The organism is Halobacterium sp. BOL4-2, from assembly GCF_016917835.2.
Classification (GTDB): domain Archaea; phylum Halobacteriota; class Halobacteria; order Halobacteriales; family Halobacteriaceae; genus Halobacterium; species Halobacterium salinarum.
The window spans coordinates 1,092,227-1,105,871 of record NZ_CP070332.2 but is presented as its reverse complement, the minus strand read 5'-3'; the positions used below and the strand labels follow the sequence as shown (position 1 = coordinate 1,105,871).

Annotated in this window: 14 protein-coding genes; 7 read left to right on the top strand and 7 right to left on the bottom strand. The window is 68.3% G+C overall.

Annotation, left to right across the window (positions count from 1 at the left end; genetic code table 11):
• Positions 1 to 68: 68 nt before the first annotated feature.
• The 4 genes from JRZ79_RS19115 to JRZ79_RS19100 form a co-directional block, all read right to left on the bottom strand.
• Positions 69 to 326 carry an acc operon protein gene (locus JRZ79_RS19115; protein ID WP_205251982.1) on the bottom strand — a complete coding sequence of 86 codons (258 nt, stop codon included), beginning with the start codon at positions 324 to 326 and terminating at the stop codon, positions 69 to 71.
• Entirely contained in the window at positions 326 to 1,870 is a 1,545-nt protein-coding gene (locus JRZ79_RS19110; protein ID WP_346347536.1) for an acyl-CoA carboxylase subunit beta, read from the bottom strand. Before JRZ79_RS19110 ends, JRZ79_RS19115 begins: the two co-directional genes overlap by 1 nt.
• Positions 1,871 to 1,944: 74 nt before the next feature.
• Positions 1,945 to 3,378, bottom strand: a complete 1,434-nt coding sequence (locus tag JRZ79_RS19105) for a sodium-dependent transporter (RefSeq protein ID WP_205251980.1) — start codon at positions 3,376 to 3,378, stop codon at positions 1,945 to 1,947.
• A gap of 139 nt (positions 3,379 to 3,517) precedes the next feature.
• Positions 3,518 to 4,861: a sodium-dependent transporter gene (locus tag JRZ79_RS19100; protein ID WP_205251979.1), complete on the bottom strand. Its 1,344-nt coding sequence runs from the start codon at positions 4,859 to 4,861 to the stop codon at positions 3,518 to 3,520.
• A gap of 256 nt (positions 4,862 to 5,117) precedes the next feature.
• Here JRZ79_RS19100 and JRZ79_RS19095 point away from each other — a divergent pair, with 256 nt between their 5' ends.
• Together JRZ79_RS19095 and JRZ79_RS19090 are read left to right on the top strand one after the other, a co-directional pair.
• A complete protein-coding gene (locus tag JRZ79_RS19095) occupies positions 5,118 to 6,416 on the top strand; it encodes an MgtC/SapB family protein (RefSeq protein ID WP_231546368.1) in 1,299 nt (432 codons plus the stop codon).
• Positions 6,417 to 6,548: 132 nt separating this feature from the next.
• Positions 6,549 to 7,925: an aspartate aminotransferase family protein gene (locus tag JRZ79_RS19090; protein WP_010903110.1), complete on the top strand. Its 1,377-nt coding sequence runs from the start codon at positions 6,549 to 6,551 to the stop codon at positions 7,923 to 7,925.
• 3 nt (positions 7,926 to 7,928) lie between these two features.
• Here the strand turns inward: JRZ79_RS19090 and htr8 are convergent, their stop codons facing one another.
• Positions 7,929 to 9,860 carry a chemotaxis signal transducer protein Htr8 gene (gene htr8, locus JRZ79_RS19085; protein WP_010903109.1) on the bottom strand — a complete coding sequence of 644 codons (1,932 nt, stop codon included), beginning with the start codon at positions 9,858 to 9,860 and terminating at the stop codon, positions 7,929 to 7,931.
• Between the two features lie 65 nt (positions 9,861 to 9,925).
• Complete coding sequence (locus JRZ79_RS19080; protein ID WP_012289346.1) at positions 9,926 to 10,249, bottom strand: hypothetical protein; 324 nt, start codon at positions 10,247 to 10,249, stop codon at positions 9,926 to 9,928.
• A gap of 96 nt (positions 10,250 to 10,345) precedes the next feature.
• On the opposite strand from JRZ79_RS19080, the gene JRZ79_RS19075 reads away from it, so the two are divergent.
• Both JRZ79_RS19075 and JRZ79_RS19070 read left to right on the top strand, forming a co-directional pair.
• On the top strand, positions 10,346 to 11,284 hold the full coding sequence (locus tag JRZ79_RS19075) for an A/G-specific adenine glycosylase (protein ID WP_205251978.1): 939 nt from the start codon (positions 10,346 to 10,348) through the stop codon (positions 11,282 to 11,284).
• A gap of 76 nt (positions 11,285 to 11,360) precedes the next feature.
• Positions 11,361 to 11,570 carry a DUF2892 domain-containing protein gene (locus JRZ79_RS19070; protein ID WP_010903107.1) on the top strand — a complete coding sequence of 70 codons (210 nt, stop codon included), beginning with the start codon at positions 11,361 to 11,363 and terminating at the stop codon, positions 11,568 to 11,570.
• Positions 11,571 to 11,586: 16 nt separating this feature from the next.
• Here the strand turns inward: JRZ79_RS19070 and JRZ79_RS19065 are convergent, their stop codons facing one another.
• On the bottom strand, positions 11,587 to 12,027 hold the full coding sequence (locus JRZ79_RS19065) for a universal stress protein (protein WP_010903106.1): 441 nt from the start codon (positions 12,025 to 12,027) through the stop codon (positions 11,587 to 11,589).
• Positions 12,028 to 12,133: 106 nt separating this feature from the next.
• Here JRZ79_RS19065 and JRZ79_RS19060 point away from each other — a divergent pair, with 106 nt between their 5' ends.
• Genes JRZ79_RS19060 through JRZ79_RS19050 form a run of 3 tightly spaced genes read left to right on the top strand, consistent with a single transcriptional unit; the run spans position 12,134 to position 13,620 of the window.
• Positions 12,134 to 12,721: a thymidine kinase gene (locus tag JRZ79_RS19060; protein WP_010903105.1), complete on the top strand. Its 588-nt coding sequence runs from the start codon at positions 12,134 to 12,136 to the stop codon at positions 12,719 to 12,721.
• 3 nt (positions 12,722 to 12,724) lie between these two features.
• On the top strand, positions 12,725 to 13,333 hold the full coding sequence (locus JRZ79_RS19055) for a YIP1 family protein (RefSeq protein ID WP_010903104.1): 609 nt from the start codon (positions 12,725 to 12,727) through the stop codon (positions 13,331 to 13,333).
• Positions 13,334 to 13,356: 23 nt separating this feature from the next.
• Positions 13,357 to 13,620, top strand: coding sequence for a hypothetical protein (locus JRZ79_RS19050; protein ID WP_012289345.1), 264 nt, complete (start codon positions 13,357 to 13,359; stop codon positions 13,618 to 13,620).
• The last annotated feature ends 25 nt before the right edge of the window (positions 13,621 to 13,645 follow it).

Here is a 13,645-nt window from a genome sequence, read left to right as displayed (position 1 = left end):
TTCTGGATCGGCCGCCAGCCCGCGCACAGAACACCCGCTTGGGCCGCCGCCTCGCCGGGAGCGACGGCCTAAAACCGGTCGCGACGCCCCGCCGCGCTCCACGCGTCGGTGGGCGCACCGTCGGGCACGCGCACCGAGCGCCCGCCCTGTCGTTCGACGCGGCCGGCGAACCGCCATTTCTCACCGGGCCACGTCGCCTCGTTGTCGTCGGCGGCCGCCGCGGCCGCCGCCATCGCGGCCAGGTGGCTCTGGACGGCCGCAGCGATGGCGGCCGCCTCCTCCTCGCTGGCGTCCTCGGGGATCGTCAGGTCCATCTCGGCGGGCATCACAGCGGGATGTTGCCGTGTTTCTTGTCCGGCGTCTCCTCGCGCTTGCTCGCCAGCATGTCGAGGTCGTCGATGAGCCGCGGTCGGGTCTCAGTCGGCTCGATGACGGCGTCGAGGTAGCCGCGGTCGGCGGCCGTGTATGGGTTGGCGAACTCCTCGCGGTACTCGTCGATGAGCTCTTGGCGGCGCGCCGCGGTGTCGTCGGCCGCTTCGAGTTCATCACTGTAGAGGACGTTCACCGCGCCCTTCGGCCCCATCACGGCGATCTCGGCGGTCGGCCACGCGTAGTTGACGTCCGCGCCGATGTGCTTGCTCGCCATCACGTCGTAGGCGCCGCCGTAGGCCTTCCGCGTGATGACCGTCATCAGGGGCACGCTCGCCTCGCTGAACGCGTACAGGAGCTTCGCGCCGTGCCGGATGATGCCGCCGTGCTCCTGGTCGGTGCCCGGCAGGAACCCGGGCACGTCCACGAGCGTCAGGATCGGGACGTTGAACGAGTCACAGAACCGCACGAACCGGCTGGCCTTCTCGGAGGCGTCGATGTCGAGGGTGCCGGCGTTCACGCGGGGCTGGTTCGCGACGATGCCGACCGACCGGCCGTCGAGTCGCGCGAACCCGACGACGATGTTCTTCGCGAAGTCCGCCTGCACCTCGAAAAACGACTGCTCGTCGACGACGCTGTCGACGACGTCGGTCATGTCGTAGGGCTTCCGTGGCTCGTCCGGGACGATGGTTTCGAGGGCGTCGTCGCGGCGCTCGGGGTCGTCGTAGGGCTCGACCCGTGGCGGGTCCTCGACGTTGTTCTGGGGGAGATACGAGAGCAAGCGCTTGATGTTGTCCAGGGCCGCCTCCTCGCTGTCGCAGGCGAAATGTGCGACCCCCGATTCGGCGGCGTGGGTGGTCGCGCCGCCGAGCTCCTCGAAGCCGACCTGCTCGCCGGTCACCGTCTCGATGACGTCCGGCCCGGTGATGAACATGTGGCTCGTGTCCTTCACCATGACGGTGAAATCCGTGATCGCCGGCGAGTAGACGGCACCGCCCGCACACGGCCCCATGATCGCCGAGATCTGGGGGACGACGCCGCTGGCCTTCTCGTTGCGGGTGAAGATCTCCGCGAACCCGCCCAGCGCGTCGACGCCCTCCTGGATGCGTGCGCCCGCCGAGTCGTTGAGCCCCACGACGGGCGCGCCGACCTCCATCGCGCGATCCATCACTTTCGTCACTTTCTCCGCGAACACCTCACCGAGGCTCCCCCCGAAGACGGTGAAGTCGTGGGCGAACACGAACGTCGTGCGGCCGTTGACGTCGCCGTAGCCGGTGACGACGCCGTCGCCGGGGAGCTTCGTTTCGTCCATGTCGAAGTTCGTGGAGCGGTGCGTGCGCAGCTGATCCAACTCGTTGAACGTGCCGTCGTCGAGGAAGTAGTCGATGCGCTCGCGAGCCGTCAGCTTCCCCTTCTCGTGTTGGGACTCGATGCGAGCCTCTCCGCCGCCGAGGAGTGCGCGCTCGGTCTGCTCGCGCAAGTCCTCGATGCGCTCTTCCATCGTCATTTGATTAGGAGGGTTCCGCAACCGGCGGCAAAAGGATTCCGAGACGGCGACAGCCCAGGACGGCGCTGTCAGGCGACGGACGCCGGCCGCCGCAGCCCCAGAAACGACACCACCGCGATGACGACGCTCAGTCCCGCGAACAGTCGCGGCTGGCTGATGGTAACCCCCCACAGCTCGACGGCCGTGATCGAGACGCCGAGCGCGGCGGCGATCCCGGAGACGAGCGTGAAAATCAGGAACACCGGGATCACCACGCCGACCGCGTACAGCCACGGCGTCGACAACGCGGACGCGACAGCGCCCGCGCCGAGCTCGTACTCGGTGACGGCGTTCTGCCCGACGACCCACCCGGTGAACAGCAGGAACCCGATGAGGCCGGCGGTCATCAGGAGGTCCACCAGGGTGCCCGCGACGAAGTCAAAGAGCCCGGGCGAGAGCGCGGTTGCACTCCCAGTGACGGTGAACACGCCCACGAACAGCGCGGTCGCGCGGCGGCGTGAGACGCCGTACTCGTCGACCAGGAACGACACCGGGAGTTCGAGCATCGAGATCGACGAGGAGATGGCGGCCAGGGAGACGACCGCGAAAAACACCGCGCCGACGGCCCGCCCGTAGGGGACCGCAACGAACGCGTTGGCGAGGCCAACGAACAGCGCGCCGGGACCGCCAGTGCCGGCGTCGCCGACGAGCGCGAACAACAGCGGGAACACCACGAGTCCAGCGAGCACACCGATGCAGGTGTTGAGAACGGCGATCGCCGCGCCGTCGGCGGCCAGCGACCGCTCCTCGTCGAGGTACGACGCGTAGGTGATCATCGTTCCGGAGCCAAGCGAGAGCGTGAACAGCGCCTGGCCGGCGGCGGCAGGCAGGATCCCAAGCAGGTCGGCTTCAAGCAGTTCGACGTCCGGCGACAGGTAGAACGCGAGACCGGCACCCGCGCCGTCGAGCGTGCTCGCCCAGGCGGCGAGCACGACCAAAAGCACCACCACAGCCGGCATCATGAGCTTGGTTGCGTTCTCGATCCCGCGTTTGATCCCGCGGACTACGATGAGCCCGGTGATCGCGAGGAACAACAGATGGAAGCCAACGGCGTCAAGCCCGTAGCTCACCGTGGCGAAGTACTGGCCGGGGTTCGAGAAGTACGCGCCGGTCAGGCTGGCCCCGAAGTACCGCAGGATCCACCCGCCGACAACGCTGTAAAAGGAGAGCAACACGACCGCGATGACGACCGAGAGGTGTCCGAACACCCGCCACAGCGTGGAGTCCGACAGCGAGGAGAACGCGCCGACGGGGCTTCGACGGCTCCGCCGCCCGATCACGAACTCCGCCAGCAGGCCGGGCACGCCAACACACAGTACAACGCCGAGATACACCAGGAGGAACGCCGCGCCGCCGTTTTCGCTCGTCATCCACGGGAACCGCCAGAGGTTCCCCAGACCGACCGCGGAGCCGACGGCGGCCATGATGAATCCGAGCCGGGAGTGCCACACATCTCGTGCCATTGCAACGCAGTAACAAACCACCCCATTTCAGGGTTACGACCGTCGATCCGTCAGACCGCGAGGAACGCGCGGTAAACAGCCTGAAAAACCGTTATGGAGCTTCGAATCGACTGCAAAAATCCGGGTTCACTGAGAGATCCTAGACGAACGGGATCGCCGGCGCGGCGTAGATGTCCGTCACACCCAAGTAGAGTGTCACAAACACGCCGATGAGAACGTAGGTGCGGACCGACCACAGCCACGCGGTGGCGAACGTGGTCCCGGTGCCCGATCCCTTCTTGATCTCGTCGACCGCGGCGGGGCCGTACACCCACCCGACGAACACCACACCGAGCAGCACCGACAGCGGCAACAACACGCCGTAGGCCAGCGAGTCAAACCAGTCCAGCCAGGCGGTGTTCCACGCCGACAGCGTGCCCAGCGCGAACAACACGCCCCCGAAGCTGAACGCGGTCGCGGGCCGGCTGTAGCCGTAGTTGTCGACGACGTAGGCGGTGACGACCTCCAGGAGGCTGATCGCCGAGGACAGCGCGGCGACCAACACCACGCCGAAAAACAGCACGCCGAGCACGCGCCCCGCCACGCCGAGCGTGGCGAACGCCTGTGCGACGGAGATGAACAGCGCGCCGGCACCGCCGCCGGCCGCGGCATCCGGAACCGTGCCGAACTGCACGAACAGCAGCGGGATCACAACCAGCCCCGCGAGCAGCCCCACGGAGGTGTTCAACACGACGATGAGGCCGCCGTCGGCGAACAGGCTGTCGTCGTCGCCCAGGTAGGAGGCGTACGTGATCATCGCGCCCATCCCCAGCGACAGCGAGAAGAACGCCTGGCTGACGGCGTACGGGACGATGCTCCCGATGTTGTCGGCGATGAACCCGAAGTCAGGGGAGAGGTAGAACTCGTAGGCTGCGCCCACACCATTGAGGGTGGACGCGTACACCGCGAGGCCGACGAGCATCACGAGGATCGACGGCACCATCAGCTTCGTGGCTTTCTCGATGCCGTCCTCGATACCGAACGCCACGATGCCGGCCGTGGCGGCCATGAACGCGCCGTGGAACGCCACCGCCTCCCACCCCATCGAGACGCTCCCGAAGTACGCCGCGGGCGCGGCGAAGTACGCCCCGGTGGCGCTGCCCAGCAGGTATCGCGTGACCCAGCCGCCGACGACGCTGTAGTACGACAGGATCCACAGCCCCGTGAGCAGCCCTATCGCCCCCACGATCGTCCACGCCGGGTGGTCGAGCCGGTCGAACGCCTCGACGGCGTTGAGGTTCGCGCGCCGCCCGATGACGAACTCACCGAGGATGGCGGGCAACCCCAACAGAAGCGCGGCTACCAGGTAGACAACGACGAACGCTGCGCCGCCCTCGGTCGCTGTCTTGAACGGGAACTGCCAGATGTTCCCCAGGCCGACTGCGCTCCCAACGGCGGCCAGAATGAATCCCAGTCTGGATGCCCATGTCTCACGTTCTGCCATGTTGTACCACGCCGTATCAGGACACGGTACAAAAGCGACACGGCTGCGACGGAGTTTGGTACCATACAACGAGTTATTATTTACAGCGTCGAGCGGGGGAGACGCCTCGGCACGAAACGACATCGACAAGCGAGAACGGGCCGCTGGGCGGCTGACGTAGTAGGCTGTGTCGATCCCCCGCGGCTGACCGCCAGGGCCGTGGGGTGATCTCGACCCAGTGTTTATGTGCACACCGGCGAACGTCCTGGTGGTGACCGTGACCGTCGACGCACTAGTGGCAGCGCCACTCGACAGCCGGATCGTCCGCATCGCGGTTGCGGTGGCACTGGGGTTGTTCCTGGGGTTGGAACGCGAGTGGGCCCAGAAGGCCGCCGGCATCCGGACGTTCGCGCTCGTGAGCGTGCTGGGTGCCATCTTCACGATGGTCGACACCGAGCGCTGCGCGGCGGCCGGAGGCGCGTGCCCGCCGGTCCTGGGCAGCGTCGGCGCGGTGTTCGTGATCGTGCTCACCGGTGTGTTGATGGTCTCCGGGCTGCGGTCGTCGGAGGGCACGCTGCACCTCACGACGGCCGTGAGCATGCTCGTCGCGTACGGCATCGGCGTGCTGGCGGCGCTGGGCGCGGTCCTGCCGGCGACTGTCGTCGCAGTCACGAGTTCGATCCTGCTGGTGTTCAAGCGCGAACTCCACGGCTTCGCGTGGGGGTTGTCCCGGGAAGAACTCCGCTCAACCACGGAGTTCGCGATCCTGGCGTTCGTCGTGTATCCGGTGTTGCCCACCGGCGCGATGACCGTGGGACGGGGCGGGTGGGTGGTCGAGATCGAGCCTCGCGTGGTCTGGTCGATGGTGGTGTTCGTGGCGGCCATCGGCATCGTGAACTACGTCGTCGTGCAGGCGTACGGCGGCCGCGGGATCGCTGTCACCGGCTTCTTCGGTGGGTTGGCGTCCTCGACGGCGGTCGTCGGCACACTGCTTGATCACGTGGACGCGCACGCCGACGCGACACGGTACGCCGTCGCGGGGGTGCTGTTGGCGAACGCGGCGATGGCGCTTCGCAACCTCCTCATCGTCGTGGTGTTCACCGCGTCGGCCGGCGTCCTCGTCACGGGGACGCTGCCGCTGGCGGTCATCGTCACCGGCAGCATCGCCATCGCGGCCGTGACCGCCGACTGGTCGCAGTCGGTGTCCATGGATCTCGACACGCCGTTCTCGATGCGGAACGCCCTCGGGTTCGGCGCGATGTTCCTCGTCGTGGTCGTGGCCGGCGGGCTCGCGGAGACCCAGTTCGGGTCCGCCGGGCTGCTCGTCACCGCGGTCGTCTCCGGGCTCGTGTCCAGCGCCGGCGCGACCACGTCGGCGGTCGTGCTCTACCGCACCAACGCCGTCGACGCCGACACAGCGGCGATCGCGGTGTTGTTGGCGACGGCCAGCTCCATCGGCGTGAAAGCGGGGCTGTCGGCGACCAGCGCTAACCGGACGTTCGCGGCCCGCGTCGTCGCGTACAGCGCCGGGCTGTTGGTCGTCGGTGGCGGCGCTGCGGTCGTGCTGGCAGCCTAACGACGACCAATCAGGGCGTCAGACGCCGTTTCCGGGGAGTGTCTGGCCGTGAGATCCGCGTCCGGTGCACGTGGGACATGTCGGCGTGGCTGGAACGAACGACTTTTATTTGGGGCGGTGCCAACTGTGTGCATGGACCGTGAAACAGCCGAGCCTGACGTCCGGAGCATGCCCGGCGAGAAGGCCGCGGAATGGGTGAACTTCCACCACAATCACGCCGCCCCCTCCACGTACGTCTACGACTTCGTGTGGGACATCACCGAGGACGCCATCGGGCCGTTCTGCACGGACGTCGACGGCAACGTCCTCATGGACTTCACCAGCCACGTTGCCGCCGCGCCGTTCGGCTACAACAACCCCAAGATCATGGACCGCCTGGAGTCGTTCGACCTCGTCGACCCCCTCAAGATGGCGGGCCAGGACTTCTACGCTGGCGGCGGCACCGATCCCGAGTCGCCCGAGATCCCGACCGCGACACAGCTGCTCGACCGGCTCACCGACATCACCGCACACTACGATCTGGACACGGTGTTCCTCTCGAACACGGGCGCTGAAGCCGTCGAGAACGCCATCAAGATCTGTTACAACAACGGCGGCCACCGCGCGCTCACGTTCGACGGCGCGTTCCACGGGCGCACGCTCGGTGCGCTGTCGCTGAACCGATCGAAAGCCATCCACCGGAAGGGCTTCCCCGAGATCGGGGGCGTCGTCTCGGTGCCGTACTGCACCTGCGAGGGCGAGTGCTCGTGTGGCTGGAAGACCAACGGCCCCGGCGGGAACGTGGCCGCGGACAAGCTCCACCACGACCGCGGCGTCATCGACCCCGAAGAGGTGGCGTACCTCATCATGGAACCCCAGCAGGGCGAGGGCGGCTACCGGGTCCCCAACGACGACTTCATCGCGGACATCGCCGACATCCAGCGGACCCACGACATCCCCGTCATCAGCGACGAGATCCAGGCGGGACTGGGCCGCACCGGCGAACTCTGGGGGATCGACCACACCGAGATCGAACCGGATGTCATCACCTCCGCGAAGGGGCTGCGCGTCGGCGCAACGGTCGCCAACGAGGACCTCTTCCCCAGCGAGACCGGCCGCCTCTCCTCGACGTGGGGGGCCGGGGACATCGTCGCCGCCGCGCAGGGCGTTGCGACCATCGACGCCATCACCAGCGACGGCCTCCTCGATCACGTCGTGGCCCGCGGCGAGCAGACCACCGACCGACTCCACGACGCCGACCCCGACTTCGTCACGGACGTGCGCGGCCGCGGCCTGATGCTGGCCGTCGAGTTCGACACCAAGAAGCGCCGCGAAGCGGTCGTGAACGCCTGCGTCAAGCGTGGCCTCCTCGTGTTGGGCTGTGGCCACAAGACGGTGCGACTACTGCCGCCGCTCGACGTCACCGAGCGCGAGATCGACATCGCCGTCGACATCCTCCTGGAGGCGCTCGACGACCCCGACGTTCGCCACGCCGGCACCTCGAAGGTCGAAGGCGAACCCACTGCGTAACGCTCACTCCGAGCGCGCAGCCGTCGACGCCGACTCGTCGTGCACGTCGAACGTCGACACCAACCCCTGCAGCCGGTCCGCCTGCTCGCGCAGCGCGGCCGTGTTTTCGCTGATCGTCGCCGCCGCGGTGGTCTGCTGTTCGGCCGCCGTGGAGGCCTGCTGTGCGTCGGCGGCGGTCGCCGTGCTGATGTCACTGACCTCCGCGATCATCGACACCGCCTCCTCGGTGCTGGCGGCCTGATCGTCGGTGGTGGTGCTGATCTCCTGGACACCGGTGTCGGTCTCCTCGGCGTTTTCGGCCACGGTCCCGAACGCGTCGACGACCGCGTCCACCGCTGAGATCGCGTCCTGCACGCTCTCGTCCGCGGTCCGGGCTTCGGTGACCGTGGCCTGCATCTGCGCGTCGATGTCGGCGACGAGCGCCTCGATGTCGCCGGCCGACGCCCGCGTCTCCTCCGCGAGGTCCTTGACTTCGTCAGCAACGACCGCGAAGCCGTCGCCGCTCTTGTCGGCGCGGGCGGCCTCGATGTTGGCGTTCAGCGCCAGCATGTTCGTCTGCTCGGCGACGTCGCTGATGAGATCGACGATCTCACTGATCTCCGCGAGCTGGTCGTCGAGGGCCTCGACGTTCTGCACCGTCGACTCCACGGCCGACTGCACCGTCCGGGAGTCCGCGATCGCCTGCTCGGCGGTCTGCTCGCCGTCGCCGGCGACCGCCGCGGTCTCGTGCGAGCGCTCCGCGACCGAATCGGCGGACGCCGCCACCTCCTCGATGGCCGCCGACAGGTCGGTCATCTCCCCGGACACCGTCTCCAGTTTCTCGCGCTGCTCGTCGGCCCCGGCGGCGATCTCTTGGACCGTCTCGCTCACCTGGCCGCTGGCGTCCTCGATCTCGACGACGCCCGCGTCGGCGTCCTCGCTGGCGGCCGCGACGTCGCTGGCGACCGCCTGGATCTCCCGGATCGTGGTCTCCGTTTCGTCGAGCATCTCGTTGAACGACGCCGCGATCGCCGCCATGGCGTCGTTTTCGACGTCGGGATCGAGGCGCACACTGAGATCACCGTCGGCGGCCCGCGCCATCGCAGCCCCGTACGTGTTGGCGGTCGCTTCGAGGCGCTCGTTCAGGGCCGCGACCTCCCGCTGTTGGGCTTCGGCGGCCTCGCGTGCCTCCTCGGCGTCGGCTTTCAGCCGCTTCGCTTCGGCCTTCTCGGCCTCGATCTCCGCCTGGCGGGCTTCGAGGTCTTCGACCTGCTGGGCCTTTTGCCGGGCTTCCTCCAGGCGCTTCTGGGAGGCCTCCCGCGAGCGCTCGGTGGAGTACCAGTTGGCCATCAGTGCGCCCGCCAACAGCAACACGAACGCGCCGTGGATGCCACCCCACACCCACGGGTTGTTGATCGCGGCGGTGTGGTTGTAGACGCGCTCGGCGTTGATCATCCCGAAGACACCGTGCGTGAACACGACGTACACCAGTCCAAGCGCGAACGGCAGCCAGTCCTCGTAGACCGCGATGACGGCCATCCCGACGAAGAAATGGAAGTGCGCTTCGATGAACCCGCCGGAGAACTGCACGAGCACCACCGAGGACGCCAGCACGGCCGTCGAGGCCAGCGCCGTGCGTCCCCGCCGGGACACCGACGGGATCGACGCAAGCCCGACCAGCGCCCCCACGATACCCAGCTCCGCCGCGATGAGTATGCCCGGTGTCGGCGGGATCGTCGCGCCCGTGACTGCGGACTCGGTCCCCTCGTAGAGCCCGAGCGCAAGCAACAGCGGGATGTGCGCCAGCACGAACACGCGAACGTTGCGGTGGCGACGCCGCCACGCCGCCGCCGGGATCGACTCCCCCGTCGGCGTGTATTCGAGATACGTCTTGACCGCTGCAGCCAGTCCGCCGGTCGTCTCAGCGCTGCCGCCGCCGCGTGCGGATTCCCCCATGAACACCCTCAGGTGGCGGAGTTCAAAAAGCGCATTGCTGTCCTGTCACACTCAGGCATGCGCGCTCAGAACCGATACGGCCGGTCCTGGGTGTCGTTGTCGTCGGGTGCCTGGTAGCCACCGGCCACGAGGTCGTCGTACGCCATTCCGGAGAGGTATTCGTCGTACGTGGTGTCGTACGCGCCCCGGAGGTGGAAGTCGAGTCGCCCGGTCTCGGTCAGCGACTGGAACAGCGCGTGGACGGCGCGCCGCACCAGCTCGTCGGTGTCGGCGTCCAGCGCCGCCGCCAGCATCGCCAACTCCTGGGTGGTCTCCCGATCCAGGAACGCGTAGTCGTCGAGGGTTGTGGCCGCGTGCTCGACGTCTGTCTGTAAGTCGTCAAGTCCCATACGGCCGTCGAACGTGCCGGTGGACATACGCGTTTCGGCAGCGCCGTGCGCCGCCGAACCATCATCCCCAAGACGGCCGCCCGCCAACGCCCCCCCATGACGACAGGGGACGGGAGCGACCGCGCGGGCGCGACTGGGCCGGCCGACACCACAGCCCTCCAGGCGGCACTCGTCGACTGGTACACCGACTCCCACCGGTCGTTCCCGTGGCGGGAGACCACCGACCCCTACGAGATCCTGGTCTCGGAGGTGATGAGCCAGCAGACCCAGCTCTCCCGGGTGATCGACGCGTGGCGGGCGTTCCTCGATCGGTGGCCGACCACCGCCGCGTTGGCGGCCGCCGACCGCAGCGACGTGGTCGGGTTCTGGTCCGCACACAGCCTCGGGTACAACAACCGCGCCACCCACCTCCACGAGGCCGCCCAACAGGTCGAAACCGACTACGACGGCGCGATCCCGCGGACGCCCGCGGAGCTCTCGGAGCTCATGGGCGTCGGCCCGTACACCGCCAACGCCGTGGCGTCGTTCGCGTTCAACGCCGGCAACGCGGTCGTGGACACGAACGTCAAGCGCGTGCTCTACCGCGCGTTCGAGGGGATCCGCGACGACGACGACCCGGATTACCGGCCGCTGGCCGACGAGTTGCTGCCCGACGGCACGTCCCGCGTGTGGAACAACGCCGTGATGGAACTGGGGGCGGTCGCCTGCCAGCAGACCCCGCGCTGTGACGAGGCGGAGTGCCCGCTGCGGGAGTGGTGTCACGCCTACCAAACCGGGGATTTCACCGCGCCGGACGTACCCACCCAGCCGAGCTTCGAGGGGAGTCGCCGGCAGTTCCGGGGCCGGATCGTTCGGTTGCTCGGCGAGCACGACGAGATGGAACTGGACGCGCTCGGCCATCGCGTTCGCGTGGATTACACGCCCGACGGCGAGTACGGCCGCGAGTGGCTGCGCGGCCTGTTGTCGGATCTCGCCGACGACGGGCTCGTCCGGACCGAGCACCGGGGCGAGCGGACGGTCGTCCGCCTCGAATAGCCCGACCCCGATCGGGCTGTGCCGCGCAGCCGCCGACCCACACCGCTTTTGATCCCGCCGTGCCAACACGCCCCATATGGAACACAACGTCGGCCCCATGGACGCACTGGCACGACTGCTCGGCGGCGCAGTGCTGGGCAGCGCCGCGCTGGCGACCCTGGCCGGCTACGGCGGCGGCCCCTCGGCGCTGACCCCAGCCCTCGGCGTGGGGGCGCTGTTGTTGCTCGCCAGCGGCGCGATGAACACGTGTGGCGTGTACCGCGTGCTCGGCGTGGACACCACGTGAGCCGCCACCCAGTGGGTTACGCCGCGCCGTCGTCGTCGGTTTCCCGCACCGTCAACACGGGCACGTCACTGGTTCGCACGACGCGCTCGGTGACACTCCCCAGGAGCGCACGACCCAGGCCGCGGCGGCCATGCGTCCCCATCACCACGGTGTCGATGCCCTCGTCGTCGACGTACGCTTGAATCGTCTCGAACACGCCGCCGTGGAGCACGACGCCCATCGCCACCACGCCCGCGTCCTCGGCGCGCGCCACCGCGTCGTCGACGACGCGCTCGCCCTCGCGCTCAAGCGGATCGGTGACGGCGTCCTCGAAGGTGACCGTGCTGTATTCGGTGGTGTCGGCGACGTACAGCACGTGGAGGGTGGCGTTGTACTTCGACGCGAGGTCGATGGCGTTGGCGACCGCGGCGTCGGCGGCGTCGCTGCCGTCGGTCGGCAGGAGGATGTCATCGTACATGCGTCCCCATTGTCACCCCGCCCCCTAAAAAAGCGTGCAGACGGCGCGCCGACTGCGGAGGTGGCGAAAAGCAAGCGTTTTCCTCCAGCCACCCGCTGGCTGTGGCATGCACGCCATCACGAACTCCGGGTGGGTGGAGGTGATCACGGGGTCGATGTTCTCGGGGAAAACCGAGGAGTTGTTGCGGCGACTGCGGCGCGCGGAGATCGCGGGCCAAGACGTCGCGGCGGTCACGCCCGCCGTCGACGACCGGTACGGCGAGGCGACGCTGGGCTCGCACGCCGGCCGGTCGTGGGCGGCAACGGTCGTCGAACCCACCGCCGAGGGCGTCGCGTCGATCCCCACGCTGCTCAACGGCGAGCAGGTGGTCGCCATCGACGAAGCCAACTTCTTCCCGGCCGAACTCGTCGACGTCTGCCAGGAGCTCGCGGCGGACGGACGTCGGGTGGTGCTGTCGGGCACCGATCAGACGTTCCGCGGGGAGCCCTTCGAGCCGGTGCCACAGCTGATGGCGATCGCCGAATACGTCGACAAGATGCGCGCGATCTGCATGCAGTGTGGGGAACCGGCCACCCGCAACCAGCGCCTCATCGAGGGCGAGCCCGCCCACTACGACGACCCCACCGTCATGGTCGGCGCCGAGGAGACCTACGAGGCGCGGTGCCGGAACTGCCATGTCGTGCGCCGTGAGTAACCCATGACGACCTGGGTGGAACCGGAGGGTGGCCGTGAGCGTGGCCCGCTCGGGCTCGCGAAGTCGTTCACGCAGGTCCTCCTGAATCCGGTGTCGTTCTTCGACGAGGCGGTGTCGCCGGGCGACCAGGCCCCGGGGCTCGTGTTCGCGATGGTTGTCGTCGGAGTCGTGGCCGCCACCGAACTCGCGGCCACGCCCAGCGACGCGTTGGCGTTCCCGACCGCCGACTGGCTGGCCGCCGTGCTCACCGTGGCGCTCGTCGTGTTACTGGTCACGCCGGCGGCGGTGCACGCGCTGTCGGCGATTCAGACGCTCTGTCTCGTGATCGCGACGATCTCGGAGTCCCGGGGCGGCGTCAGTGAAACCGTCCAACTGATCGCGTACGCGGCGGCCCCGTGCGTGGTCACCGGTTTGGGCGTGCCGGTGCTCACGCTGCTCGCGGGCGTGTGGGCGTGGTGCCTGCTGGTCGTCGGGACGAGCGTCGTCCACGAGATCTCGCTCCCACGGGCGGTGATCGCCGCCGCTGTGCCGGGCGTGCTGGCGTTCGGCGCCGGGTTCGGTGCCATCCCCGCCGGCGAGCAGGTCATCCACGCGGCAGGGCTCGCATTTTAGACGCGCCGGCGACAACGGTGTGTGTGCTGAACATCACGCTCTCGGAGTTCATGGTGGAGCTGAAAGACGGCTCGATCAAGAACGTCGGCCCCACGAACAAACACGCCGACGCGAAGCTCTTCGACGTCGACGACGCGACCGCCCGCGAGTTCGGTGACAAACGCGTCAAGCTCGTCTTCGAGGACGACTCCGGCAACGAGGTCCAGGTGGCGCTGTTCCCCGAACAGGTCGCCGCGCTCGCCGACGACATCGACGCGCTCACGGCCGACAGCCCGGTGTTCGAGTGACCGGCGCGGTTTCGATAATCGTTTA

Coding starts and splice junctions, on each gene's coding strand:
- JRZ79_RS19115 (WP_205251982.1), bottom strand. CDS start 326: ATGCCCGCCGAGATGGACCTGACGATCCCCGAGGACGCCAGCGAGGAG.
- JRZ79_RS19110 (WP_346347536.1), bottom strand. CDS start 1,870: ATGGAAGAGCGCATCGAGGACTTGCGCGAGCAGACCGAGCGCGCACTC.
- JRZ79_RS19105 (WP_205251980.1), bottom strand. CDS start 3,378: ATGGCACGAGATGTGTGGCACTCCCGGCTCGGATTCATCATGGCCGCC.
- JRZ79_RS19100 (WP_205251979.1), bottom strand. CDS start 4,861: ATGGCAGAACGTGAGACATGGGCATCCAGACTGGGATTCATTCTGGCC.
- JRZ79_RS19090 (WP_010903110.1), top strand. CDS start 6,549: ATGGACCGTGAAACAGCCGAGCCTGACGTCCGGAGCATGCCCGGCGAG.
- htr8 (WP_010903109.1), bottom strand. CDS start 9,860: ATGGGGGAATCCGCACGCGGCGGCGGCAGCGCTGAGACGACCGGCGGA.
- JRZ79_RS19080 (WP_012289346.1), bottom strand. CDS start 10,249: ATGGGACTTGACGACTTACAGACAGACGTCGAGCACGCGGCCACAACC.
- JRZ79_RS19075 (WP_205251978.1), top strand. CDS start 10,346: ATGACGACAGGGGACGGGAGCGACCGCGCGGGCGCGACTGGGCCGGCC.
- JRZ79_RS19070 (WP_010903107.1), top strand. CDS start 11,361: ATGGAACACAACGTCGGCCCCATGGACGCACTGGCACGACTGCTCGGC.
- JRZ79_RS19065 (WP_010903106.1), bottom strand. CDS start 12,027: ATGTACGATGACATCCTCCTGCCGACCGACGGCAGCGACGCCGCCGAC.
- JRZ79_RS19060 (WP_010903105.1), top strand. CDS start 12,134: ATGCACGCCATCACGAACTCCGGGTGGGTGGAGGTGATCACGGGGTCG.
- JRZ79_RS19055 (WP_010903104.1), top strand. CDS start 12,725: ATGACGACCTGGGTGGAACCGGAGGGTGGCCGTGAGCGTGGCCCGCTC.